Here is a 25,800-nt window from a genome sequence, read left to right on the forward strand (position 1 = left end):
AGAGAATAGGATGTGTACACTCTCCAAAAGAACACAACCAATGGACCGTCTGACAAAAGAACAGCGACACAGAAACATGTCGGCTAACAAAGGGAAGGACACCAAAATCGAGGTGTTATTCGGACGACTCTTATGGAATGCAGGCATAAGATATCGGAAGAACGACAGAAGAGTATTTGGCAAGCCGGATTTTGTTATTCAGAAGTCTAAAATAGCGATATTTTGCGATGGGGAATTTTGGCACGGCAGGAATTGGGAAAAGCGAAAGAATGATCACAAAAGCAACACCGAATTCTGGCATTCCAAAATCGAGCGAAACATCGCAAGAGATAAGGAGGTCAACGAACACTTAAAAGCAGAAGGATGGCAGGTCTTTCGGTTCTGGGAAACAGAAATAATCAAAGAACCGGATAAGTGTCTAAGCAAAATTTTGAATCACATGAACACAAGAACTTTATCCAATGAGAAAATCTCCATTACAAAGATATGTGGAGGCAATTCTGTTTCTCTTCAAATATATGGTCCCCACTCTTTGAATAAAGATGGAAGTATCATCCCTTTTGAAGAACAGATGGCAATAATTTCCCATTACCTGCACAATAAAGGGCTTAAGCATGCCAAGACTTATAAGACAAAAGCTGAAGGACTCATCAAAGACATCTACAATATCCACCGGAAGAGAACCGATATATCTCATGTGGCAGAAGAAGGAGTCGAATATTCATTCTTTTCGGACTTGTTTTCTGTTCCTTTTCTACCTATAGTCAATCCCAAATTCACATTCATAGACTTATTTGCCGGCATAGGAGGATTTAGAATGGCTATGCAAAATTTGGGAGGGAAGTGTGTATTCTCATCCGAGTGGGATCCACAGGCAAAAAAAACATATCTCCTGAACTATGGAGAAGTCCCTTTCGGAGATATTACCTTGGAAACCACAAAAGATTTCATCCCTGACAATTTTGATATTTTATGTGCAGGTTTTCCTTGTCAAGCATTTTCTTTGGCAGGGAAACGGTTGGGATTTGAAGAAACTCGGGGTACTCTTTTTTTTGATATCGCAGAAATATTGCGCCGTAAGCGACCCAAAGCATTCTTTCTGGAAAATGTAAAAGGACTGCTGATTCATGATAAGGGAAAGACAATAAAAACCATACTGAAAGTACTAAGAGAAGATTTGGATTATTATGTCCCGGAACCTCAAATTGTAAATGCAATGAATTTTGGAGTCCCACAACATCGCGAGAGAGTATATATCGTGGGATTCCGAAAAGATCAAAACGTAGATGAGTTCAACTATCCCAAACCAAAGAGTAAGAAAAAAACATTTGCCGATATAAAGGAAGAGAACACCGTTTCGGTCAAGTATTACTTATCCACCCAATATATAAAAACTCTTATGGCACACAAGGAACGTCATGCTGCCAAAGGAAACGGATTCGGTTATGAGATAATTCCTGATGATGGAATAGCCAATGCAATTGTTGTTGGAGGAATGGGACGGGAGCGTAATCTTGTCATAGATAACCGACTTAAAGACTTCACTCCGGTAACCAATATCAAAGGAGAAGTCAATAGAGACGGTCTCCGCCGAATGACTCCTCGTGAGTGGGCTCGACTGCAGGGATTTCCCGACGAATTTATAATCGGGGTTGCAGATGCTTCCGCATACAAACAATTTGGTAACTCTGTGGCAGTACCTGCCATTCAAGCAACAGCAGAGGAAATAATTAAAAGAATCAATCTTTCCAAATCCAAGCAATATGGCACTGAAGGGAAATAAAGGAGAATGGAGCGAATTGTACGCTTTCTTCAAGTTATTGGCAGACGGGTGTCTCTATTGTGGAGATGGAGAACTTAATCGCTATGATGATAAATTTTATCCCATCTTGAAAATCTTTCGGGATGATAACAAAAACCGAAATACATACGAAGTCAAGAAAGAAAAAATCTTAATATCAGGACAAAATATTTATATAGAAGTTTCTCAAGAAGAATTTAAAGCCGAAGCCGGTAAACTATTAAAACTTATAAAGAACCTTAACAAAGAATCCGACTTCTCCGATACTGAAAAATTCATGAATAGGATGGACATCCACTCCATCAAAGCCAAATCTTCGGATAAAGCCGATATCAGAATCGTCATCCATAATTTAGTGACCGGCTCAAAGCCGGAATTAGGTTATAGTATCAAATCGAAACTTGGAGGGGACCCCACCCTAATCAATGCAAATAAGAATGGAACAAATTTTATTTTTAAGGTTACGGGAATCAAATTTTCAGGACAACAAATAGAAAAGTGCAACTCTTACAAATACTTCAAACAAAAATTTAAATATTTAGAGTCTATCGGAGCCTCGATTGAGTACTACAAGGTTGCCGGTGATATTCTGCACAATAATCTTCTTTTACTTGATTTAGGTCTTGAAAAGATTATCGCAGAGGCTCTCTATTTATATTATTCCGGAAAAGGATCGAACATAAAGGAAATTACAGATTGTATTTCTAAAAAAGATCCTCTCGGAATAATGAATGATGTACGACAGCCGATGTATGCTTACAAAGTAAAACAATTTTTACTTGCCTTTGCTTTAGGGATGACCAGTACAACACCTTGGTATGGAAAATTTCACGCAAATGGAGGGTATATCATAGTAAAACAAGATGGAGATGTTGTCTGCTATCACTTTTTTGACCGAAATGATCTTGAAGATTACCTCTTCTACAATACCTATTTTGATACTCCCAGTAAGAATCGCCATGAATTTGGAAAGATTTATTGCGAGAACGGAGAGTACTTCATAAAGCTAAACCTCCAAATCAGATTTAGATAGTTGTATAATAAACATGTACAGCACCCGGTAACACACATTACTTGACAATCTTCCTACCATAACTTTCTCAACAAAGAGAGTAAAAAGCTGAGAGCTGCTTCAGTTAGAGCTTGGATGCGCTCCTGCCTGCTCTCTTGAGGTGGTAAGGTTACTTTCAGCGTGTGTATCTCTCCACACACCACAGCTGCTACCCACATCTCTCCGGGTTGATGCCCACAATATGGAGAATCACCGGCTACTCCGGTAGTAGATAGTGTTATAAGAGATGGCGATGAAGAGCCTTTTTTCCAGAGAGATAGTGCCATAGCCACAGCAACATCCTCTCTTACAAGATCGCTGTGCCACTCTTCGCGCCATTCGCTCAACAGCCATTCTCTTTTGGTTTCAGGCGTATAGGTTACCATGCCACCACCGAACCAGAGAGAAGATCCATCTGTTTCCGTAAGGTGGTGAGAGATATTCCCTCCGGTGCAGCTCTCGGCGACCCGAAGGGTGTAACCATGTTTCAAGAGAAGTTGTGCTATCTCTTGCACCTGTTTTAGTGTATTCATCTAAATGCTTACTCTGGAGTAAGGCTCCAAGTCGAAACCGCTTCGCTCTCCTGCTTTATAAGCAAAAGCTCCTGCCATGGCTACCATTGCGGCGTTGTCCGTAGTGTATGCAAACGGAGGAATATAGATGTTCCAGCCATAGCGTTTACCGTAATCTACAAATGCCGAACGAAGACCGGAGTTGGCAGAAACACCTCCGGCTACTGCCACTTCCTTGACTCCATACTGCTTGGCAGCCTTAACCAGTTTCTGCATCAATATCTCTATGATGGTGTGTTGAAGTGATGCGCAGAGATTTTCTTTATTTTTCTCAATGAAGTCAGGGTCTTTTCCCAGCTCGTCTCTCAGTGTATAGAGGAAAGAGGTTTTGAGTCCGCTGAAGCTGTAATCGAGTCCAGCAATCTGAGGCTTTGCAAAAGCAAATCTTTTCGGATCTCCCTCTTTTGCCAACCTGTCCACAACAGGACCGCCGGGATAACCGAGTCCCATAACCTTTGCACACTTATCGAATGCTTCTCCGGCTGCATCGTCGATAGTCTTACCCACAATATCCATCTTGGAGGGAGACTCTACCAAAATGATCTGAGAGTTGCCCCCGGAGACGAGAAGGCAGAGAAAAGGAAACTCCGGAACAGCTACACGAGTGTCGGGAGTCTGGATATAGTGCGCCAAAACGTGTGCCTGCAAGTGATTGACATCTACCATAGGAATTTTAAGCCCCATTGCCATCCCTTTTGCAAACGAAGTGCCCACATGGAGAGAGCCTAAAAGTCCCGGTCCTCTCGTATAAGCGATGACGTCTATATCTTCTTTCTCTATACCGGCACGCTTGATAGCCTCCGAGACAACCGGTACAATATTCTGCATGTGAGCACGTCCGGCGAGTTCGGGTACTACGCCTCCATACGCCTGATGAACAGCCTGACCGGCTATGACGTTAGAGAGTATCGTATCCCCTCTAAGTACTGCCACAGAAGTGTCGTCGCAGGAAGACTCTATCCCTAAAATGACTTTATCGGTATCTATGAGTGATGTTATATCCATTGTTGTTCTGAGTTGTTATAATTTGAGGATGTCCACAGCGATCTATACAACGCGAGGCACTTCTCGTCCTCCGTGGAAAAATCCGATAACGGCATCGGACAGCTCTTTGAGCATCTCCATACGGGCATCCACGGTCTGTGTTCCAATGTGTGGAGTAAGAGATACATTGGGCAGAGAATAGAGTTCCAATGAGGGAATATCTTTATTTTCAAATACATCCAACCCGGCTGCGGCAATAGTGCCACTGCGTAAAGCCTCCACAAGAGCTGCTTCGTCCACCAATGCTCCTCTGCCTGTATTGATCAGAATAGCAGTAGGCTTCATCATCTTCAATGCTTTAGCATCTATGAGGTGATGCGTCTCTTTGGAATAGGGAGTGTGAAGAGAAACCACATCTGCCTGCTGCAGGATCCCCTCCACGGAGGCATAAGTAAATGCAAGTCCGGCTTCTTCGGCTTCGGTATAGCGTGTACGCTTATTGTAGAGAATCTTCATGCCACACGCTTGTGCCCTGCGAGCAAAGGCTTTTCCAATATTACCCATTCCGATAATGCCAAGCGTTTTGCCATGGATGCCCGTCCCAAGATTGGTCAAACGGGAAATCTTCAAGGCGTGCTGCTCTTTCCGCATCAGCGCATCCCAGCGAGAGATGTTTCGTGTAGCATCCAACAACAAAGAGAGAGCAAGGTCGGCAGTGGGTTCTACTACCGATCGAGGAGTGTTGGTAACGGCAATCCCTTTAGATGCTGCATACTCTATATCTATATTGTTATAGCCTACGGCGTAGTTGGAAATAAGTTTGAGCTTCTTTCCGGCATCTATTATCTCTCTATCTACGGGGATATCAAATACCGAGCAGAGCACATCGCAGTCTGCCACTTGTTCTACAATCTCATCGTGTGTAAAGTCTCTACCTTCGGGAGGGAATACGACTTCAAAGTGTTGTTGAAGCTCATCCCAGCCCTCTCTAAGCATATTAAAAGCGACTAATAGTTTCATCTTTCCGCGCTGTATAATATTGATATACCTATTTTTTCTCTATTCGTCTAAGAACCATAGCCGTACGAGCCGGCAAGTATAAAGACAAAATCCCCTTGCCCTCTATCGTATAGCTTATATCGGGAGCGGTAAAGTGATGTACCGTTTTATCTATCCGATCGTATCCGCCAAAGGCTGTGTCATCGGAAGAGAAAAGGACTTCGTACTCACCGGAAGGGGCTATGATGTTATAGTCTGTATAAGAATTGGACGGACTGAAGTTATAAACAAACATATACTCACCTCTTGTGTAAGCCAATACCTGCTCTTCATTCTGTTCCCAAATAGAGTTTAGAGGAAGAGAAGCAAAGTCTCTGATGCCGGAGATAAAGTGTATCATCTTCTTGTCAAACTCATCCAGAAGTTGATACCTTAGAAATCCGTTCTCTCGAAGAGACCATTGGCGACGAGCATACTTATAGCTCCAATCGTTGCCTTCACGGGGAAAGTCTATCCATTCGGGATGTCCGAACTCATTTCCCATAAAGTTCAGGTAACCTCCATTTATGGTTGTAGCGGTAACCAGACGTATCATCTTGTGCAACGCAATACCACGCTCCACATTCATATTGGAGTCCGCCCTATCCATGTGCCAGTACATATCGGCATCTATAAGGCGGAAGATGATGGTCTTATCTCCTACCAATGCCTGGTCATGGCTTTCAGCATAGCTTATTGTCTTCTCATCTCCTCTCCTATTGGTACATTCCCACCAGATAGAACCCGGTGTCCAATGTTCGTCCGGATACTCTTTGATGATCTTTATCCAGAAATCGGGGATATTAAGAGCCATTCTGTAATCGAAGCCATATCCGCCTTTCTTTACCGGTAAAGCAAGACCGGGCATACCGCTGACATCTTCTGCAATGGTAACAGCTTCGGGATAGACTTCATGCACAAGTTCATTTGCCAAAGCCAGATAGGTAAGAGCATTCTCGTCCTGCATATCGTTGTAATAGTCTCCATAGGTACAGAAAGAAGCTCCGATACCATGGTGCAGATAGAGCATAGAGGTTACGCCATCGAAGCGGAAACCATCGAAGCGAAACTCTTCCAGCCAATACTTGCAGTTGGAGAGTAAGAAATGAAGGACTTCATTCTTACCATAATCGAAAAGTTTCGTGCCCCACTCGGAGTGTTCTCCCTTTCCTCCGGGATAGAAATACTGCTCTTCAGATCCGTCAAAACGAACCAGTCCGTCCACTTCATTGGCTACGGCATGGGAGTGAACAATATCCATTATCACTTTTATGCCCAATCGGTGCGCTTCGTCAATAAGTGCTTTCAACTCATCGGGCGTGCCATACTTGGAAGATGGAGCAAAAAAAGAGGAGACCTGATAACCAAAAGAGGCGTAGTAGGGGTGTTCGTGTATCGCCATCAACTGTATGGCATTATAGCCCGATTCGGCTATCTTCGGAAGAACGTTCTCTCTAAACTCGTTGTACGTCCCGATCTTCTCTTCTTCGGTAGCCATTCCGACATGACACTCATAAATTAAGAGTGGCTGATGATTGGATGTCGGTCTGCCGTACTTAAAGGTAAAAGGAGATTCCGGCTCCCAGACCATCGCAGAAAAGATAGCAGTATCCGGCATTTGGACAACATACTTCGCCCAAGCAGGTATGCGCTCGCCACTACCACCGTTCCACTCTACAAAGAGTTTGAAATGATCTCCATGCTTGAGAGCATCCAAGGGAAGAGAAAGCTCCCATATACCATGATCTAACGGATGAAACTTGAAAGCCTCCTCTATCTTCCAGCCATTGCCATCGCAAAGAAGGTAGAGAGCTGTGGCGTTAGGTGCCCACTCTCTGATAACCCAACCGGTCTTCTCTCTGTGAAGACCGAAATATAAATATCCGTCAGCAAAGCGAGAAAGTGAGCCGGACACGTTAGAGGTCAGCTCTTCTCTCTTACTCTTTATGTTCTGATTTCTTTTGTTTATTATATCAGCATAAGGCTTAAGCCAAGGATCATTCTCTATTATCGGAAGATTCATACGTCTGCTCTAAAATCTTTTGTTGTCTCTATATCTCAATGACAGGTCTGCAAAAGCATCTATTCGTCTATCTCTCAAGAAGGGCCACCAACGACGGACATTTTCTGAACGGCGTAAGTCCACATCAACGACTCTGACCTCTTCTTCTGTATTGGAAAACATTGCCAGAAGTTCTCCTTGCGGTCCGGCAACAAAAGAAGAACCCCAAAATGTTATACCATTTGTACGTCCGGAAGGATCTTCTTCATAGCCTACTCTATTTACTGCTACCACAGGAAGTCCATTGGCAACAGCATGACCTCTCTGCACGGTAATCCATGCCTCTCTTTGTCTATCTTTCTCTTGTGGAATATCGGTGCTTTCCCAGCCTATCGCCGTTGGATAGATGAGCATTTCGGCTCCTGCCAAAGCCATAAGCCGTGCAGCTTCCGGATACCACTGGTCCCAACAAACCAAAACACCCAGCTTACCCACAGAGGTTTCTATGGGATGAAAGCCAAGATCTCCGGGTGTGAAATAAAACTTTTCGTAGTATGCCGGATCGTCCGGAATGTGCATCTTTCTGTATATTCCGGCAATAGAACCATCTTTTTCATGTACTACAGCAGTGTTGTGATAGAGTCCGGTGGCACGTTTTTCAAATAGTGAAGTTACCAGTACAACGCCTGCCTCTTTTGCGATAGCCCCGTAGAATGTGGTCGATTCTCCCGGTATAGGTTCTGCCTGATCGAAGATGTTCACATCCTCTTCCTGGCAGAAGTAAAGACCATTATGCAGTTCTTGCAAGACAACCAACTCGGCTCCTTGCCGGGCGACATCCAATATTTTGCCACGTAAACGCTGTTTGTTCTCTTCTCTATCGGGAGTATTGTGCTGCTGTATGAGTGCTACTTTCATATCTTAGATGTTTTGAACAAAACCTTTAGGAAACTGCATCGTGATACAATGCAATGATCCGTGCTGACGCACAACAGTGAAACAATTTATTGCGACCACCTCCCTGTCCGGGAAAGTTTCTTTTATGACCGCTATCGCTTCCTCATCTTCGGGTACGTCGTATATTGGAAGTAAAACCGCTCCATTGATCAAAAGAAAGTTTGCATACGTAGCCGGCAGTCTCTCTCCTCGTAGAGGGTCATAAACAGGAGAGACAAAAGGCAGCTTTACCAAGCGATAAGGCTCTCCCTTAGTATTTCTCATGGCTTGAAGTTCTTGCTCCATCCGCACCAATGAATCGAAATGAATATCACTTTTATCCTTAGGAGCACCGACATAAGCTATGGTATCCGGACTGCAAAATCTTGCCAATGTATCTATATGTCCATCTGTATCATCTCCGGACATTGCGTCGACAGAAAGAGAGACCACTTGTTCCACTCCAAACTCCTCCTTCAAGACATCAAGGATCTCATGCTTGGAGAGTTTGCTATTCCTGTTGGGCTCGTATTGTACAGAGTTTGTTGTAAGCAGCGTACCGCATCCATCCGTTTCTACCGCCCCCCCTTCGCAGACAAAATCTTTCTTTCTGCGACAAACGACATTCGGGGCAAACACGCCATGTTTCTGCAGTGAGGCTGCGATCTCATTATCCTTATCCCAACCATACTTCAAGCCCCAGCCATTGAAAGCAAAGTCAAGAAGCACAGGCTTACCATCTTCCATCAAAGATAAAGGAGCTGTATCCCTTGCCCATGTATCATTCAAAGGAATATCGGTAATTATCCGCAACGTGTGTGGGAAAGATAACTCCTGAAGATGGAGAAGAGTTTCCGTAGGCTCTATGCAGGCAATGACCAGAGGTTGAAATCTCAAAATCGCTTTGGCAATCTGCTCATAGCAATGCTCTATATCGGAAAGGATGTAGTTCCAATCCATACTCTTATGAGGCCAGCAAAGCAGCACGGCATCCTGAGGTTCAAATTCGGGAATAAATCTTCTACGCTTATTGATATTGTCGGACATATGCAGTCTGTTGTTTAATAAAAAGAACAAAGGATCTCACCCTCGGAATCAAAAACCGGGGAAGATCCTTCGATGCTATAAAAAGATGGCTATTCCGAAGAGTAGCTACATCACTATCTCTATTTTATAATCTATCCTTATTATTGTACAGCAGTATCTCCCGGTGTTGTAGTCTCTGTAGCCGGAGTAGCTGTCTCTTCAGGAGTTGCGCTAAAAGGAGTTGCTTCTGCAGGAGTAGGCATAGGAGCCTTTTCTACCATCTCTTCAATGTCGGATACTTCTCTTGTACTTTGTGTTGTGGGAGCGTATCTTGCTGCAATGATAGAGAAGAATACCAAAAGTCCGGCAAGAGTCCATGTCGCCTTTTCAAGGAAATCTGTTGTCTTGCGCACACCCATGATCTGATTGTTTGAAGCAAAGCCGGCAGCCAAGCCACCACCTTTAGACTCTTGTATGGTTACAATAGCAATCAGCAAAAGAGCCAATACAATTATTAAGATAGATAAGAATGTGTACATTTAAGTTCTATTATTTGTTATTAATCTATTCAGAAACCGAATTTGCTCTGCAAAGTAACTATTTTTTTGCGGATATTTCAAACGCAGAGAAGAAATTATCTTCTTCGCCTGCTCATATTTACCTTGTCTTATATATAGTTTAGCCAGAGTTTCCGTAAGGAGTTCATCTTCTTCGGGCAAAGTGGCATCATCATTCTTGACGATGCTTTCAGTCGCACTCTTTTCCTCTGCCGGATGTTCCACCGGAGCGGATAGATCGTATTCCGGTATCGCGTATAAAGGCAACGATTCTACCGGACTTTCGGCAAGATTACTCTCTGCAACCGTCTCTTGGATAAGGGAAGTTATCACATCCCAAGTCTCATCTTGAGAGGCGGAAATACTCTTACTTTTATCCCCATGGGCTTGAGGCTCTTCGCCATACCATGTCAAGCCATATTCCTGCCCTTTCAAAAGGAAAAAGAGTCGCTCCGGACGGGAGATATGAATGCTTCTCCGGCGAAGCTCGGATGCAAACCGGAGATCTTTACACTTGTAAAGAGCCTTCAGCAGCAACATGTGCAGAGGAGTAGCATACGGATAAGTGGCAGACAGAGAGTACAAGTCCTCTATATGTTCTGCCTGTATCTCCTCCGGATTTCTAAGTAGAGAGTAGAGTTGGTCTAAGGTCATATCAATCGTTCTATCTTACCAGTCTTCCACCGTAGCATTGAAGATCTGATTGATAATATCTTTAGAGATGTCGTCCACCAACGCATCCTGCACATCGTTGAACATGAGTCCGCTGTCGAATGAAGCGTATGCCGTAAACTCTTTTTCAAAGCTCTTTTTCTCCTCTTTGTTATTGACGTAGCGCACCTTCACTCTCATTGTCAGACGTGTCTTTGCTGCGTAAGCATTTTCCTGTATCGCCTCTGCCGTAAGATCGTATCCTACTATTTCGCCTTCAAGCTCCAGGTCTCCCCTGTCCTTGTTCTGTGTAAGACGGGTTCGCTTCTGGAATTGGTCTCTAAGCTCTTCCGAAAACCTTGTTGCCAAAGGAGGATAAACGGTTGGAGCAAGATTTCCAAAATCCTTTATGGAGATACTCTTTATCTTGGTGTAGTCTATACTTGTTCCGCTCAGCTTATACGAGGGGATGCAGCTGCTCACGGCAAAAGAAGCCACCGAGATCAATAGTATAAAGAGAGAGAAAACAATCCTCTTTTCGGCTATCTGTTTCATATCGCATTCTATCCGGTTCTTACTCTATCCGGTGTTCTTTGAGTTTTCTATAAAGTGTTCGTTCCGAAATCTTCAAATCTGCTGCACTCTTCTTTCTGTTTCCTCCGTTTCTGGAGAGCACTTGAAGGATATACTCTCTCTCCATCTCATCCAGCGTGGGAGGAGTTTCCGCTTCCGGTATCTCCTCTACATCCTCCACCTCATGGAGGAAGCTGTTTTGCGGAACAGTCATCGAGGGAGATTTGGTCGGGAGCAAAGCCTGAGAGACATGTGCATAACCGGAGTGTGAAGGCATACCGCTTATTCCACCTGATGCTGCTCCTGCCATGCTGTCCTTTAGCATCCGGGAGAGTTCTGCCACTTCCATCTTCAGGTCTATAAGCATCTTATAGAGGATCTCGCTGTTACCCGTGTGCCCTTGCCCGAATGGAGGTATATCCCAGCCGTTCTGTTCCTCCATCTTGGAGTGTTGCTCCACCACGGCAGGCAGTCTCGTAAGAGCATTGGACGGCAGATAAGAGAGCAGCATATCTCTCGTAATCTGCCTCTCATTAGAGACCACACTGATGCGTTCGACCAGATTGCGCAGCTCGCGAATGTTCCCGGGCCAAGAGTAGAGCATGATGGCTCGTTGCGCTCCTTCGTCCAAGCGGATGGGAGGCATACGATACTTGTCTGCAAAGTCTGAGGCAAATTTCCGGAATAGCAACGGGATATCCTCCCCTCTATCCCTTAAAGGAGGAAGCTCGATAGTAACCGTATCGAGACGATAGTAGAGATCCTGTCTGAACTTTTTCTTCTTTATCGCCTTGTCCAACTCTACATTGGTTGCCGCCACAACGCGGATATCGGTTCGTTTTACTTCGGAAGAACCCACTTTCATAAACTCTCCGGACTCCAACACTCTTAGCAGACGGGCTTGTGTCGGCATCGGTAACTCTCCCACCTCATCCAGAAAGATCGTACCGCCGTTAGCCACTTCAAAGTAGCCGTTACGCTCCGAAACCGCATCCGTAAACGAGCCTTTCTTATGCCCGAAAAGCTCCGAGTCTATCGTCCCTTCGGGTATAGCACCACAGTTTACTGCTATATAAGTCCCGTGCTTACGTGCGCTATTCTGGTGTATGATCTGTGGAAAAACCTCTTTCCCGACACCACTTTCTCCCACGACAAGTACGGAGACATCCGTCTTTGCAATCTGAAGAGCCACCTCTATGGCTCTGTTGAGAGCATCACAGTTGCCTATAATTCCGAATCTTTGCTTGACTTGTTGAAGTTCCTGTTGAGATATCATGACCTATTCTTCCTCATTCGTATGTCCGGCTGTTGCCTCTTGCCGTACTACGCAAAAGAGCAAACCAAGACCTCATACAAAGTTACTATTTTTCTTTCAATCCAAGCAGAACAGGCATCCTCTTCTATCTCTGCTTATTCATAGGGTGATGCAGCAGAATTTCCTCACGGAGAGACTCCCGGCTGATGTGTGTATAGATTTCGGTCGTAGTGATATCGGCATGTCCGAGCATTGCCTGAATGGCTTGCAGATGAGCACCGCCTTCGAGAAGATGAGTAGCGAAAGAGTGGCGAAAAGTATGCGGAGAGATCGGCTTCTGAATATCTGCCGTGGCTGCGATCTTGCGGACAATGACAAACACCATCTGCCTTGTGAGTGCTTGTCTGTTGCGACTGATAAACAGATGATCCCTGTATCCGGCTTTCGGTTCAAGTGCATAGCGATCTTTTTGCAAGTACTCTTCCAAACGTGAGATACCTAAAGGAGAGACAGGCACGAGACGCTCCTTGGAACCTTTACCCAGAATGCGGAGATACCCTTCTTCCAGAAAAAGCTGCGAGAAAGTGAGTGCACACAGCTCCGAGACCCGCAATCCACAGCTGTACAAAAGCTCCATGATGGCAAGGTTTCGCCGTCCGTAAGGATCTTCTTCCGGATCTACCGTAGCAAGCATACGGTCTATCTCCTCCGTTGTGAGCACTTCGGGCAGACGCATACCTATCTTAGGAGCTTCCAAAAGCTCGGTAGGATCTTCCGTGATAAGCTCTTCCAGAAAAAGGAATCTGTAAAAAGCCTTCACTCCGGCCACTATACGAGCTATCGAACGAACGTGAATACCAAGATCGTAAAGAGTGGCAAGAAAGTGTTGTAGATTTTCGTAGGAGAGAGATAAAGGGTTCAGAGAAAGGGATTGTGCGTACTCGTAAAGATGTTTAAGGTCGGAAAGATAGGAGTCGCATGTATTTGGAGAGAGCTGCCTTTCCGCTCTCAAATGGAGGTAAAAATCCTCTACCAGTCCGTTGGTTTCTCTTAGGAATTTTCCTGTTATCCCCTCTTGAGCCATGACACAACCTGTTCAAACAGCTCTTCGGAAATGGTTGCCGGCAGGAAATATGGGATAACCCGATCTTTGCGCAGGCTTTCTCGTACAAACGACGAAGAGATCTCCATCATCGGAGCATCTATAAGTTGGATTCCGTGAGCAAGGTGGTTCAGCTCCGCAGGTACTTCTCCGGAATATCCGGGACGCGGATAGACCCATATCTCAATCTCTGCAAGCAGATCCGATATTCCGTACCAACGTGGAAGCTGTTCCAGATTATCCGTACCGACAAGAAGCACAAACGACCGCTCCGGATGGCTCTGCTTCAATGCCCTGATGGTATGCAGGGTATAGCTCGGTCGTGGCAACGTATCCTCCACGAGTGATAAACCGAATCGGGGATAGCCTGCTATGGCACTCTCAACCCAAGCCTTTCTCAGCTCATCGGGCAACAGATGATTCTGTTCCTTGAGCGGATTGTGCGGCGATACCATAAACCACAGTTCCTTAACCTCATCCATACACTCGCAAACATAGTTTGCCAGCGCAAGATGCCCCATGTGCATCGGGTTGAAAGAGCCGGGAAAAAGTATGGTTTTATCCTTCATGATGCTATGAAACGGGTGAAAATCTCTTCCGCTTCATTGCAAGCGGTGGAGAGGTCATCATTGACAACAACGGCATCGAATCCGCCTGCATGCCCGATCTCCCACTCTGCCTTGGCTACGCGCTCGGCTATCTTGTCCGCTTCATCTGTGGCTCTTGCGGAGAGTCGCTGCTCCAAAGCCTCTATGCTTGGCGGCATAATGAAGATAGTCTTTGCTTCATCGCCGTAGATTTTCTTCACATTGAGTGCGCCCACTACATCTATATCGAGAACGACATTAAGACCGGCAGCCACTTTTCTATCCACTTCGCTGCGCAGCGTACCGTAGTAGCGTCCTTTGTAAACCTCCTCATATTCGAGAAACTCCCCGGCAGATATTTTGGCTTCAAACTCTTCGGGGGTCAGAAAATAGTAGTGCTCGCCCTCTTTCTCCTCGCCTCGTGGAGGACGAGAAGTGGCTGAAACAGAGAAAACAAACGGAATACCTCTCTCCCTCAATGCCGAGATTATGGTGGACTTACCTGCTCCGGACGGAGCGGAAAAGATGATTATTTTGCCTCTTTTTGCCATACTTTTCTGTTTAGAGAACATTCAAAACCTGCTCTTTGATCTGTTCCAACTCATCTTTCATCTTTACAACAATCTGTTGCATCTCTGCTTGATTGGACTTAGATCCCATTGTGTTGATCTCCCGACCGATCTCCTGAGCTATAAAGCCGAGTTTCTTACCTGCGGCAGGCTCTTCCATGGTTTTCAGGAAGTATGCCAGATGGTTCTCCAGTCTCTTTTTCTCCTCCGTAATATCGAGCTTCTCTATATAGTAGATAAGCTCCTGCTCCAGCCTTCCGGCATCATAAGAGACATTCTGCAGCTTTTCGAGCGACTCTGTGAGTCGGGCTCGAATATCGGCTACCCGCTGCTCTTCGTAGAGAGAAACACCATCGTAATGCCGGCGAATATTCTCGATATTTCCACGTAACACTCCCTCCAGCATCTCCCCTTCCTGCGTACGGAAAGCCTGCAACGCCTCTATGGCAAGAGCCAATGCCTCAAAGAGCGTATCACGATAAGATGCGGTCTCCTCCGGAGCCGTCTCGTTATTGACGGAAATAGCGTCCGGCATACGCATGATAGAAGCTGTTACATCCAGAGGATGGGGCATACCGGTCTCCTGACACAGGGCAGAGATCTCCTCCCAGTACTGAAGTATCACTTCTCTGTTCAGTGTGGCAGATCCTTTCTTTTGCTGTCCTTCCATCGAGACAGCCACCTCTACCTTTCCTCTTACTACCTGTGCTGCAACCTCTTTACGCAACTCTATCTCAAACTCTCTCAATAAGTTCGGCATACGAACGGAAAGATCGAGCTGCTTAGAGTTGAGCGTTCTTATTTCTACTGAGATTTTCACACCATCGTTTTGGCTTGTTCCCTTACCAAAACCGGTCATAGACTGTAACATTACTTCCTCCTTCTATAATGGTTTATCTCTTCAAAGTTAAGAAAAAATAGGGAGTTTCGGACACGGCTCTCGTTGGGGAGAGGGGACGATTCTTTTATTTTTATATATTCCATCCCTTCGCCTCCTCCTATTTTTCCGCTCTCTATTTTGATCAGAGGCAGTGTTTTCAGAGCATGACCGAACTGTTAAATTCGGGCTATTTTATTAACACAATTTCCGATACCTGCTAAGCAAAAACAGTAAACGAGCATATTCTTTCGGCTTAACGTGTTTAATTTTTCAATGAACACGTTTACCGATTTCATTAAACACGTTTACCGGATTCGGTTAACGTGTTTNAACGAGCATATTCTTTCGGCTTAACGTGTTTAATTTTTCAATGAACACGTTTACCGATTTCATTAAACACGTTTACCGGATTCGGTTAACGTGTTTAGCCAAAACCATTAAAACCCTAACAATCAAACATCTATGTATTTTTACCCTAAAATGTGCCTAAAAAGGCAGATTTCTTTATTAGGAAACGTTCACAGAAATAGGTGTTAAAATTCACACCTATTAACGCGAAAAACGCCCATGAAATGGACTGAGAAAAAAATTTTTCCAAATTCGCGATTTCCCATAACAATCTAAATACAAGACCATTATAAAACAGAACCTCAACGCTTGCCGGAAAAAACAGAGAAAAGGGAGCCTTTGGAGGCACTTTTTTCAAGTGGCACTTTTATATAAAAATTCGGGCAAAATGAGAGAAAAACACCCTCATTCTGCCCGAATATGAGACTATATTTATAATATCATCCTATATCTTGGGAGGAGTTGGAGCTGCTCTACGATGCTTTCAACCGCCATCGTGAAGAGAACCTGCTCTCTCTGCGATTACCTTTTCCCTACTCACTGCTTGGAATAGGTGTGAGGGAAGATAGCATGATGCACAACCTCCGCTACGGTAGGATGCGGAAACGGAATACGGGTAAGCTGATCCAACGTGAGTCCTAAAGAGACCGCCATGGCAACAGGCGTGATGTACTCGGAAGAGAGATGCCCGAAGATGTGCCCTCCGACGATACGTTCTCTCTTGCCATAAGTGATGATCTTGCAAAAACCTTCGTTCTCCCCAAACTCTATAAGATGACGACCGGCGTACGCAATGGGCACTTTGTGGATGTTGTACCCTTTTCGCCCGATGGTATCCTGCTCCGTCATCCCCACTCCGGAGGCTTCGGCATGAGTGTAAACCACCTGAGGAATATCCTTATAGCTCATGCCGTCTTTGATGTTCAGGATATGATTGATGGCTACTTGGGCTTCTCTACGTGCCGAATGCGCCAAGAGAGAAAGTCCGTTGATGTCTCCACAAGCGTAAAGCCCTTTGAGAGAGGTCTCCAAATGTTTATCCACAAGGATATAGCCTTTCTTGTGCTTCAGACGAAGCTCTTCCAAACCAAGCTCTTCCACATTTGCACTTCTGCCCATGGCTATAAGAGTGGCTTCGGAAGTAACGCTCTTCTGCCTGCCTTGATGCTCGAATGTAATGGTATGACCCTGAAACTTCTTCAGCTTGGTTCCGGTATAGAGCTTCACCCCATGCCGTACAAGCTCCTCCTCGACAGCGGTACGGATATCTTTATCCATCTCTTTGAGAAGATGCTGAGAGCGTTGGATAAGTGTGGTCTTTACGCCCATGTTTACGAAGAACGAAGCCATCTCGACCGCGATAGTGCCTCCGCCCACAATGGAAACAGACTTGGGAAGTTCTTCGAGCATGAGCACATCGCTGCTTGTCCAGTATGGGCAGGTCTCTATACCCTCAAAAGTCGGGACAGAGTTACGGGATCCGGTAGCCAACATCACCTTATGGGCTTGGTAGCGTTCCTTTCTGCCTTTTACTCCGATCACGAACGTTCCATCCTTGAGACGGCTATCTATGTAGGCGTGACCAAAGCACTGCTCCACACCCATCTCTTTGTAAAACTCCTCGATACCTGCTCCGAAATCTTTCACATAAGACTTCTTGCGCCTCTGAAGAGCTTTCATGTTCACGGAAAGTGCGTCTATCTCCAGCGCATGCACCTTTGCACTCTTCAACGAGTGATAAAGATGCGCCGTGTGCAGCAGAATCTTCGAGGGGATACACCCTTCATTCAGACAGGTTCCTCCGTAGTGCTTCTTCTCAAAAAGAAGCACACGAAGACCGTTTCGAGCAGCATACTCCGCAGCATTAGAACCGGCAGGACCGCCTCCAATAATGGCTATATCGTATGTCATGGCTCTCTACTTTCTCTCCTTGATCCAGTTGTAAGCATTGACAAATGCTTCCATCCAAGGCGTTACATCTGCTCCATACCCTTCGCCAATGTAGTCCGCCGCTTGCCAAGGGAAGACACATCTTTCGGGGTGAGGCATCATCGCGAGGTGTCTTCCGCATGGAGACGCCAGCGCAGCGATATTATGATCCGAACCGTTAGGGTTACCGGGATACTCGGCATAGCTGTACTGTGCCACCACGTTGTATTCGCTCACCGGCAGAGGCAGGGCAAAACGTCCCTCTCCATGTGCTACCCAGACGGGGATAGAGCTGCCGGAGAGAGAGCCGAACATAACACTCTTATTCGCCGGAATGTCTACGCTCACGAATGAAGACTCAAAACGTCCGGAGCGATTGTGCTCCATCCGGTGCTTTTCCGTATGAGACGGATAAAGTACACCCAGTTCCGCCATCAGCTGACAGCCGTTACAGATACCCAGACTAAGGGTATTTTCTCTGGCATAGAAGGCATCAAGAGCTTTTTTTGCAAGCGGATTATGAAGAAATCCTGCCGCCCAACCTTTAGCCGAACCGAACACATCCGAGTTGGAGAAGCCTCCGCAGAACACGAGAAAGTCTATATCTTCCAGCGTTTCACATCCTGAGGTGAGATCTGTCATGTGTATATCTTTGACGTCGAAGCCGGCAGTGTAGAGGGCATAAGCCATCTCCCGCTCTCCGTTGGTACCTTTATCTCTCACGATGGCAGCACGTATGCCGGAAGCTTTATTCTCTCTGTCCGGAACGATACCGAGGCTATCGAATGTTCCCTTAAAGTTTGAACCGGACTTATATTTCAATGGTTGGAAGCCCAGATTGCGTGCTCTCGACTCGGCTTCCGCCTTAGAACTTTGAAGTGTTTCCATACTGAACGATGGTGCAAACCATGCAGCTCGCATCTCATCCACAGGAATTGAAGCAGAGAATGCCTTACCGACAGAGATTTCGAGCTTTCTATCTTCTATCAGAGAGCCTATCTTTTCGTATGCCACACCTGCTTCGTCCAGGATCGAAGCCACTTTCGCAAAATCCGAGACCTGTACAACGACACCCGGATTCTCGGCAAACAGTCTGGTTATGGCATCGCATCCTTCGGGCTGAGTGAGATTAACCTTAAGCCCGCCCTTGCTATTGGCAAACAACATCTCCAGTAATGTTGTAACGATACCACCTGCAGAAATATCGTGAATGGCATCTATGAGACCTTTTTTCACGAGCGACTGCACTGCTTCAAAGGCATCTGCAAAATATTCTGCAGATCCCACTTCCGGTGCATCCGTACCAAGAGCGTTCAGCGACTGATAGAAAGCAGAGCCGCCCAATGCCAACGGAGCAAACGAGAAGTCTATATAGAGTATGGAGGAGTCCTTCTTACCATTTTGTATAACCGGAGAGACTATCTTTCTTACATCCGACACCTCTCCTGCGGCAGAGATAATAACCGTTCCCGGAGAGAGTACCTGCTTGCCGTCGGGATACTTTTGGGTCATGGAGAGAGAGTCCTTACCGGTAGGGATATTGATGCCCAAATCTATTGCCAACTCGGCACAAGCCTCCACCGCATTGTATAAGCGTGCATCTTCTCCCGGATGCTTGCAGGGCCACATCCAGTTGGCAGAAAGAGAGATAGAGGAGAGCCCGTCCCTTAGAGGTGCTCCCACGATGTTGGTCAAGGCTTCGGCGATAGCCATTTCAGAGCCTTTTCGAGAGTCGATAAGTGCCACTTGAGGTGCATGACCTATTGATGTTGCCACTCCTGCCTTTCCTTTGAAGTCGATAGCCATGGCTCCGAGATCCGCCAACGGCAACTGTAGCTCGCCCACACACTGTTGCATAGCCACTTTACCCGAAACCGAGCGGTCCACTTTATTTGTAAGGAAGTCTTTACATCCTACCGCTTCCATCGCCAATACTTCCGGCAGATACTCCATGAACTTCTTCTCATCGTAAGAAGCGTTGGCATACTTGCGCTCTACGCTGTTATCCGTCATCACGGTCTTGGGTGCAGAGCCGAACATATGTTCAAGCATCAGGTCGATAGGGCGTTCGCCATTATCCTTTTCAAAGATGAATGCCATGTCATTGGTCGTTTCGCCCACGACATAGAAAGGAGCACGCTCGCGCTCTGCTATCTTCTTCATCTCTGCTATATCCTCCTTGCCGACCAAAAGACCCATACGTTCCTGACTCTCATTACCGATGATCTCTTTCGCCGAAAGTGTAGGATCTCCAACGGGAAGCCTGTCCACGTTGATTTTACCTCCGGTCTGTTCGACCAGTTCGGATAGACAGTTGAGGTGTCCGCCGGCTCCATGGTCGTGGATAGATACTATAGGATTGGAGTCTGCCTCTGCCATTGCACGCACGACATTGGCTACACGCTTTTGCATTTCGGGATTGGAGCGTTGCACTGCATTCAGTTCGATGGCTCCGACATAGTGTCCGGTGTCCACGCTGGATACCGCTCCACCGCCCATACCGACACGATAGTTGTCTCCGCCCATCACCACAACGCTCTCGCCCGGCTTCGGTTCTCCCTTGAGGGCATCGCGTTTATTGGCAAAGCCGATACCTCCGGCGAGCATGATCACTTTGTCATAACCATAAGAGGGTTGCCCTTGCTCTTCATGCTCGAAGGTGAGAACGGATCCGCAGATAAGCGGCTGTCCGAACTTGTTTCCAAAGTCGGAAGCTCCGTCCGATGCTCTGCTCAAAATATGTGAAGGGCTATGATAAAGCCACTTACGCTCTGCTATATTCTTTTCCCAACCGTGACGGCTCTGCGGATGACGGGTATAAGAGGTCATGTAGACCGCTGTTCCTGCAAGCGGAAGACTGGCACGCCCTCCGGCAAGACGGTCTCTAATCTCTCCTCCCGACCCTGTTGCCGCACCATTGAAAGGCTCTACGGTTGTAGGGAAATTGTGTGTCTCTGCCTTGAGAGAAAGTACGGTCTCTATCTCTTTAGTCTTGAAAAGAGAAGCGCGATCCGCTTTTTCGGGAGCAAACTGCATGGCTTTCGGGCCACGGTTGAATGCTACGTTGTCTTTGTAAGCAGAGACAAGATTGTTTGGATTCTGCTTCGAGGTCTCCTTTATCATGGAAAAGAGAGACATCTCTTTCTCTTCGCCATCCACCACGAAACGACCTCCGAATATTTTGTGACGGCAATGCTCGGAATTGACTTGTGAGAATCCGAACAGCTCGGAATCTGATAACGGTCTGCCAAGCTGCTCTACAACGCCTTTAAGATAGACGATCTCCTCTTCGCTCAAAGCCAGCCCCTCCTGTTCGTTATAAGCCTCGATGTCTTCGATGTAGTGTATCGGTTCAGGCTCGCAATCCACACGGAACAGCTCCTCATCCAATCTTTCATAGCAGCTGCTCAAAAGAGGATCAAAGTCTTTTGCGCCCGGAGTGAATCGCTCTATACGATCGACGCCCGAAAGGTTCATGTTCTGAAGCACCTCTATTGCATTCGTGCTCCAAGGGGTGATAAGCTCCGGTCTTGGTCCTATAAAGGGTCCGGCAACCGACTTTTCCTGCAAATACTTGGCACCTCCGAACAGCCATTCGAGGCCTGATATCTGTTCGGCACTGAAAGCGTCTCGGTGTCTGAGCGCATAAACATCCCCCTCAGGATGGCGAAAAAAGGATAGAATCATGTCGTTTATAACGTAAAGATTAAAAGCGGAAGGAGCATTCCCTGCCACATATATTAAGTAAGAGACAAAAATAGCAATTTTTAGCCGATTTGCATGGTGTTGTTCAAAGAGGATTCTATCCCGTAACGGCAGGATGATTTTGATAAGATTATCTTCCGGCTTTTACCCAAAAGTCTCCCTTTTTCACCCTGAAATCTCCCACTCACGAGAGGTACTTTTATATAAAAACGAAGCTCTGAGATTTCTCCCCAAAAGGGTCTGTTTTCTCTCGAAGAAACGGAGAAAAAAGAAGATTGAGAGAGTAACCAGCTCACAATAAGATCATTACAAATCAGCTCGAATTCGGGAAAATTTTTTTCTCAGTCCGTTTCATGGGGCTTTTTCGCGTTAATTGGTGTGAATTTTAACGCCCACTTCTGTGAACGTTTCCTAATAAAGAAATCTGCCTTTTTAGGTGCATTTTAGGGTGAAAATGCATAGATAGCTGATTGTTAGCGATTTAATGATTCTGGCTAAACACTTTAATCGAATCCGGTAAACGTATTAAATGAAATCGGTAAACGTGTTTACTGAAAAATTAAACACGTTAAGCCGAAACAATATGCTCCTTTACCGTTTTTGCTTAACAGGTATCGAAATTTGTGTTAATAAAACGGACTGATTTAACAAATTTGGTACCCCTCTGAAAACGACCCCTCCGATCAAAATAGAGAGCCGAAAAAAAGTGAGCATTTTTCGGGATGGAATATATAAAAATGAGGATTGGAAAGCCTCTCTGTTTTGCTCCCGAAAAAGTAGCGAAAAGGATATAAAAAAGCGGAAGCCCGATCTGAAATATCGGGCTTCCGCTTTATGGATTTCAAGCATCCCTTAGCCGGGGAAGCTGTATCGTTGCTTAAACGATTACAAGTTGCGTCCGTGGCACTGTTTGAACTTCTTACCACTACCGCAAGGACAAGGATCGTTGCGACCGATACGCTCCGGTGCGACATAAGGTTGAACACGTTCACGTCCTGCCGCAGATGCTGCCATTCCGGCTTCTCTTTGGGCATCCTGCGCCTGCTGTACATCATCTTTGTGCTCGGTGTAGCGGGTGCGAGGCTTCGGCATATCTCTATCCGGAGCTTGTCTCAGTGCGGCTGCACCCTCCGGCTGTCCCTCTTCCTGCGGAGGGATAGGCAGCTTACCACGCATGATGATGGCAGTGGCTTTCTTGTTCATATCCTCTACCATGGTCTTGAAAAGCTCGTATGCCTCCACTTTGAAGATGACAAGAGGATCTTTATTCTCGTACGATGCGTTTCTTACGGCACGTTGGAGCTCATCCATTTCACGCAAGTGTTCTTTCCAAGCCTCGTCTATCGTATAGAGCAGAATGGTCTTTTGGAATGCCTTAACGATAGCCTGACATTGTGTGGAATCTGCTTCCGCAAGATCGACAGGCACGTTATACACGCTCTTTCCATCCGATATAGGTACGTGAACAGTGCGTATGGCGTGTCCCTGTTCCTCGAATACACGATGAATAACAGGGTAGGTATCGGACTTTATCTTCTCCGATCTTCTCTTAAGAGCCTCCAATGCGGCATCTGTCAGATAGTCTCCGATCTCGAGCGGAGAGGCTTTCTTGAACTGCTCTTCCGTGATAGGACTTTGGATGGCAAACACTCGAAGCACCTCCACAGTGAAGTCTTCGTAACGTCCGCTACCGGCAAACTGCTCGCCAATAGCGTCGGCACACTGGTTTATGGTGTTCATCACGTCCAGAGTGATACGCTCTCCCAAAAGTGCGTGATGTCTTCGGGTGTAGATCACCTTACGTTGAGAGTTCTTCACATCATCGTATTCCAAAAGGTGTTTACGGATACCGAAGTTGTTCTCTTCGACCTTCTTCTGTGCGTTTTCCACAGCTTTGGAAAGGTAACCACTCTCCAATACATCATCTTCACCGAAGCCGAGCTTGTCCATCATCGGAGCCAAACGCTCGGATGCAAACAGACGCATGAGCTTGTCTTGCAATGAAACGAAGAAGATAGATGAGCCGGGGTCTCCCTGACGACCTGCACGTCCTCTGAGCTGACGGTCTACACGACGACTCTCATGCCTTTCCGTACCGATGATGGCCAGACCTCCGGCAGCTTTTACTTCGGGTGAGAGCTTGATGTCGGTACCACGACCCGCCATGTTGGTAGCGATGGTTACGGTACCTTTCTGCCCTGCAAGTGCAACGATTTCCGCTTCTTTTTGGTGCAGCTTGGCGTTGAGAACATTGTGCTGAATCTTACGAAGCGTGAGCATACGGCTGAGAAGCTCGGAGATTTCTACCGATGTCGTACCCACAAGTACGGGACGACCCTTATCCACAAGCCCTACGATCTCTTCTATCACAGCGTTATACTTGGCACGATCGGTCTTGTAAACACGGTCGTTCATATCGTTTCGGAGGATGGGTCTATTGGTTGGTATCACCACCACATCCAGCTTGTAGATGTCCCAAAACTCTGCTGCTTCCGTCTCTGCCGTACCGGTCATACCCGCCAGCTTCTTATACATACGGAAGTAGTTTTGAAGAGTGATAGTCGCCATAGTCTGTGATGCAGACTCTACACGCACTCGCTCTTTGGCTTCTATCGCCTGATGAAGACCGTCCGAGTAGCGACGGCCATCCATGATACGCCCTGTCTGCTCGTCCACGATAAGTACTTTGTTCTCCATCACGACGTATTGATCGTCTTTCTCGAACAGGGTGTATGCTTTCATCAACTGGTTCAGGGTGTGCACTCTTTCACCCTGCACGGAGAAGTTGGATAGCAGTTCGTCTTTTCTCTGACTCTTTTCCTCTTCCGTCAAGGCAAGGTTTTCCAGTTCCGACATCTGCGATGCAATATCCGGAAGGACGAAGAACTGCGCATCACCCGTAAGCTTTGCAAGGAAATCCAACCCCTTGTCGGTAAGGTCTATCTGGCTGTTCTTCTCGTCTATAACAAAGTAAAGCGGATCGGTAACGATATACATCTGACGGTTGTTGTCCTGCATGTAAAACTCTTCGGTCTTGATCATGCCCGCCTTCATGCCCTCTTCGCTAAGGAACTTGATGAGAGGTTTGTTTCTCGGAAGTGCCTTAAAGCTGCGATAAAGCAGTAGGAAGCCCTCTTCCTGTTCTTTCTTGTCTTCGCTCTTGATCTTCTGTTTTGCTTCCAACAAAAGCTCTGATGCCAACTTCTTTTGTGCTTCGACAATAGCTTCCACAAAACCTCTGTACTCTTCAAAGAGCTTATCGCCGGAAGACTCTATCGGTCCGGAGATGATGAGAGGAGTACGTGCATCGTCGATGAGAACAGAGTCCACCTCGTCGACAATAGCGTAGTTGTGCATGCGTTGCACCAAGTCGTCAGGCGAAGAAGCCATGTTATCTCTCAAATAGTCGAAACCAAACTCGTTATTGGTACCAAATGTGATGTCGCAGTTATAGGCACGCTTTCTGGCGGCAGAGTTAGGCTCATGCTTGTCGATACAGTCCACCGAAAGTCCGTGGAACATATACAAAGGCCCCATCCACTCCGAGTCACGCTTGGAGAGGTAATCGTTCACGGTAACAACGTGCACCCCGTTGTGGGTAAGCGCATTCAAGAAGACCGGCAAGGTAGCTACAAGTGTCTTTCCTTCCCCCGTAGCCATCTCGGCAATCTTACCTTTATGAAGAACGACACCGCCAAAGAGCTGCACATCGTAGTGAATCATGTCCCAGACAATCTCGTTTCCACCGGCGATCCAGCGGTTCAGATAGATTGCTTTGTCTCCTTCTATGCGAATAAAATCGTGCGATACGGCAAGATCTCTATCAAAATCGGTTGCCGTTACAACAATCTCTTCATTGCGTGTAAAGCGAGTTGCTGTCTCTTTCATGAGGGCAAAAGCTTTGGGAAGAAGCTCATTAAGCTTATCTTCCAGCTTGGACAGGATGGTATCGTTAATCTTATCCACCTTTTCCCATGCCTCTTTCCGAGCATCTATTTCAAGCTCCTCGATCTTTGCTTTAAGAGCTTCTATCTCTGCTCTTTCTGCTGCCACATGTGCTTGCAGATCGTTCATCATCTCCTGCGAAATGGCTCGCAGCTCATCATGGGATAGCTTCTCCATCCCCTTGTGTGCTTCAAGAATCTGCTTTACATAGGGCTCTATCTCTTTTCTGTCCCGTTGTGCTTTGTTGCCGAATATCTTGGACAATATGTTTACCAGTGCCATTGAATAT

General features: G+C 46.3%; 19 protein-coding genes. 2 read left to right on the forward strand and 17 right to left on the reverse strand.

Annotated elements, in window-relative coordinates; genetic code table 11:
* Nucleotides 1-40 precede the first annotated feature (40 nt).
* Nucleotides 41-1,783: a DNA mismatch endonuclease Vsr gene (gene vsr, locus JT26_RS04155; RefSeq protein ID WP_160217632.1), complete on the forward strand. Its 1,743-nt coding sequence runs from the start codon at nucleotides 41-43 to the stop codon at nucleotides 1,781-1,783.
* Nucleotides 1,764-2,834 (forward strand): HpaII family restriction endonuclease, encoded by a 1,071-nt coding sequence (locus tag JT26_RS04160; protein ID WP_036846653.1) that lies wholly within the window; start codon nucleotides 1,764-1,766, stop codon nucleotides 2,832-2,834. Before vsr ends, JT26_RS04160 begins: the two co-directional genes overlap by 20 nt.
* Nucleotides 2,835-2,887: 53 nt before the next feature.
* Here JT26_RS04160 and JT26_RS04165 read toward each other — a convergent pair whose 3' ends face one another.
* From JT26_RS04165 to secA, 17 genes are all read right to left on the reverse strand, one after another.
* On the reverse strand, nucleotides 2,888-3,385 hold the full coding sequence (locus tag JT26_RS04165; RefSeq protein WP_036846656.1) for a CinA family protein: 498 nt from the start codon (nucleotides 3,383-3,385) through the stop codon (nucleotides 2,888-2,890).
* Nucleotides 3,386-4,429 carry a tRNA (adenosine(37)-N6)-threonylcarbamoyltransferase complex transferase subunit TsaD gene (tsaD, locus tag JT26_RS04170; RefSeq protein WP_036846659.1) on the reverse strand — a complete coding sequence of 348 codons (1,044 nt, stop codon included), beginning with the start codon at nucleotides 4,427-4,429 and terminating at the stop codon, nucleotides 3,386-3,388.
* A gap of 42 nt (nucleotides 4,430-4,471) precedes the next feature.
* Nucleotides 4,472-5,428, reverse strand: a complete 957-nt coding sequence (locus JT26_RS04175; protein WP_036846662.1) for an NAD(P)-dependent oxidoreductase — start codon at nucleotides 5,426-5,428, stop codon at nucleotides 4,472-4,474.
* A gap of 28 nt (nucleotides 5,429-5,456) precedes the next feature.
* Nucleotides 5,457-7,469, reverse strand: a complete 2,013-nt coding sequence (locus JT26_RS04180) for an alpha amylase C-terminal domain-containing protein (protein WP_036846665.1) — start codon at nucleotides 7,467-7,469, stop codon at nucleotides 5,457-5,459.
* A 9-nt stretch (nucleotides 7,470-7,478) separates the two neighbouring features.
* The gene (locus tag JT26_RS04185) at nucleotides 7,479-8,366 is read right to left on the reverse strand and encodes a carbon-nitrogen hydrolase (RefSeq protein ID WP_036846668.1); all 888 of its coding nucleotides are present in this window, start codon (nucleotides 8,364-8,366) and stop codon (nucleotides 7,479-7,481) included.
* Between the two features lie 3 nt (nucleotides 8,367-8,369).
* The gene (locus tag JT26_RS04190) at nucleotides 8,370-9,431 is read right to left on the reverse strand and encodes an agmatine deiminase family protein (RefSeq protein ID WP_036846673.1); all 1,062 of its coding nucleotides are present in this window, start codon (nucleotides 9,429-9,431) and stop codon (nucleotides 8,370-8,372) included.
* Between the two features lie 140 nt (nucleotides 9,432-9,571).
* The gene (gene secG, locus JT26_RS04195; RefSeq protein WP_036846676.1) at nucleotides 9,572-9,949 is read right to left on the reverse strand and encodes a preprotein translocase subunit SecG; all 378 of its coding nucleotides are present in this window, start codon (nucleotides 9,947-9,949) and stop codon (nucleotides 9,572-9,574) included.
* Nucleotides 9,950-10,621, reverse strand: a complete 672-nt coding sequence (locus tag JT26_RS10145) for a hypothetical protein (protein ID WP_052110347.1) — start codon at nucleotides 10,619-10,621, stop codon at nucleotides 9,950-9,952. It lies immediately after the preceding gene.
* Between the two features lie 15 nt (nucleotides 10,622-10,636).
* On the reverse strand, nucleotides 10,637-11,173 hold the full coding sequence (locus JT26_RS04205; protein WP_081966380.1) for an LptE family protein: 537 nt from the start codon (nucleotides 11,171-11,173) through the stop codon (nucleotides 10,637-10,639).
* Nucleotides 11,174-11,192: 19 nt separating this feature from the next.
* Complete coding sequence (locus tag JT26_RS04210) at nucleotides 11,193-12,464, reverse strand: sigma-54-dependent Fis family transcriptional regulator (RefSeq protein ID WP_036789852.1); 1,272 nt, start codon at nucleotides 12,462-12,464, stop codon at nucleotides 11,193-11,195.
* Between the two features lie 127 nt (nucleotides 12,465-12,591).
* Nucleotides 12,592-13,530, reverse strand: coding sequence for a tyrosine recombinase (locus tag JT26_RS04215; protein WP_052110348.1), 939 nt, complete (start codon nucleotides 13,528-13,530; stop codon nucleotides 12,592-12,594).
* Nucleotides 13,512-14,117 (reverse strand): nicotinate (nicotinamide) nucleotide adenylyltransferase, encoded by a 606-nt coding sequence (nadD, locus tag JT26_RS04220; protein WP_036846677.1) that lies wholly within the window; start codon nucleotides 14,115-14,117, stop codon nucleotides 13,512-13,514. The genes JT26_RS04215 and nadD overlap by 19 nt, the downstream gene beginning before the upstream one ends.
* The gene (gene gmk, locus JT26_RS04225; protein ID WP_036847060.1) at nucleotides 14,114-14,686 is read right to left on the reverse strand and encodes a guanylate kinase; all 573 of its coding nucleotides are present in this window, start codon (nucleotides 14,684-14,686) and stop codon (nucleotides 14,114-14,116) included. The genes nadD and gmk overlap by 4 nt, the downstream gene beginning before the upstream one ends.
* Before the next feature lie 10 nt (nucleotides 14,687-14,696).
* Nucleotides 14,697-15,575, reverse strand: a complete 879-nt coding sequence (locus JT26_RS04230; protein ID WP_036846678.1) for a YicC/YloC family endoribonuclease — start codon at nucleotides 15,573-15,575, stop codon at nucleotides 14,697-14,699.
* 894 nt (nucleotides 15,576-16,469) lie between these two features.
* Nucleotides 16,470-17,843 (reverse strand): NAD(P)/FAD-dependent oxidoreductase, encoded by a 1,374-nt coding sequence (locus tag JT26_RS04235; RefSeq protein ID WP_036846682.1) that lies wholly within the window; start codon nucleotides 17,841-17,843, stop codon nucleotides 16,470-16,472.
* A 6-nt stretch (nucleotides 17,844-17,849) separates the two neighbouring features.
* A complete protein-coding gene (gene purL, locus JT26_RS04240; protein WP_369794006.1) occupies nucleotides 17,850-21,545 on the reverse strand; it encodes a phosphoribosylformylglycinamidine synthase in 3,696 nt (1,231 codons plus the stop codon).
* Nucleotides 21,546-22,451: 906 nt separating this feature from the next.
* The gene (gene secA / locus JT26_RS04245; protein ID WP_036846685.1) at nucleotides 22,452-25,793 is read right to left on the reverse strand and encodes a preprotein translocase subunit SecA; all 3,342 of its coding nucleotides are present in this window, start codon (nucleotides 25,791-25,793) and stop codon (nucleotides 22,452-22,454) included.
* Between the last annotated feature and the right edge of the window lie 7 nt (nucleotides 25,794-25,800).

It is taken from the genome of Porphyromonas sp. COT-108 OH1349 (assembly GCF_000768755.1).
Classification (GTDB): Bacteria; Bacteroidota; Bacteroidia; order Bacteroidales; family Porphyromonadaceae; genus Porphyromonas_A; species Porphyromonas_A canoris.

What these genes read in the sequence shown, in the direction of transcription:
- vsr (WP_160217632.1), top strand. Translation starts at nt 41, where the DNA reads ATGGACCGTCTGACAAAAGAACAGCGACACAGAAACATGTCGGCTAAC.
- JT26_RS04160 (WP_036846653.1), top strand. Translation starts at nt 1,764, where the DNA reads ATGGCACTGAAGGGAAATAAAGGAGAATGGAGCGAATTGTACGCTTTC.
- JT26_RS04165 (WP_036846656.1), bottom strand. Translation starts at nt 3,385, where the DNA reads ATGAATACACTAAAACAGGTGCAAGAGATAGCACAACTTCTCTTGAAA.
- tsaD (WP_036846659.1), bottom strand. Translation starts at nt 4,429, where the DNA reads ATGGATATAACATCACTCATAGATACCGATAAAGTCATTTTAGGGATA.
- JT26_RS04175 (WP_036846662.1), bottom strand. Translation starts at nt 5,428, where the DNA reads ATGAAACTATTAGTCGCTTTTAATATGCTTAGAGAGGGCTGGGATGAG.
- JT26_RS04180 (WP_036846665.1), bottom strand. Translation starts at nt 7,469, where the DNA reads ATGAATCTTCCGATAATAGAGAATGATCCTTGGCTTAAGCCTTATGCT.
- JT26_RS04185 (WP_036846668.1), bottom strand. Translation starts at nt 8,366, where the DNA reads ATGAAAGTAGCACTCATACAGCAGCACAATACTCCCGATAGAGAAGAG.
- JT26_RS04190 (WP_036846673.1), bottom strand. Translation starts at nt 9,431, where the DNA reads ATGTCCGACAATATCAATAAGCGTAGAAGATTTATTCCCGAATTTGAA.
- secG (WP_036846676.1), bottom strand. Translation starts at nt 9,949, where the DNA reads ATGTACACATTCTTATCTATCTTAATAATTGTATTGGCTCTTTTGCTG.
- JT26_RS10145 (WP_052110347.1), bottom strand. Translation starts at nt 10,621, where the DNA reads ATGACCTTAGACCAACTCTACTCTCTACTTAGAAATCCGGAGGAGATA.
- JT26_RS04205 (WP_081966380.1), bottom strand. Translation starts at nt 11,173, where the DNA reads ATGAAACAGATAGCCGAAAAGAGGATTGTTTTCTCTCTCTTTATACTA.
- JT26_RS04215 (WP_052110348.1), bottom strand. Translation starts at nt 13,530, where the DNA reads ATGGCTCAAGAGGGGATAACAGGAAAATTCCTAAGAGAAACCAACGGA.
- nadD (WP_036846677.1), bottom strand. Translation starts at nt 14,117, where the DNA reads ATGAAGGATAAAACCATACTTTTTCCCGGCTCTTTCAACCCGATGCAC.
- gmk (WP_036847060.1), bottom strand. Translation starts at nt 14,686, where the DNA reads ATGGCAAAAAGAGGCAAAATAATCATCTTTTCCGCTCCGTCCGGAGCA.
- JT26_RS04230 (WP_036846678.1), bottom strand. Translation starts at nt 15,575, where the DNA reads ATGTTACAGTCTATGACCGGTTTTGGTAAGGGAACAAGCCAAAACGAT.
- JT26_RS04235 (WP_036846682.1), bottom strand. Translation starts at nt 17,843, where the DNA reads ATGACATACGATATAGCCATTATTGGAGGCGGTCCTGCCGGTTCTAAT.
- secA (WP_036846685.1), bottom strand. Translation starts at nt 25,793, where the DNA reads ATGGCACTGGTAAACATATTGTCCAAGATATTCGGCAACAAAGCACAA.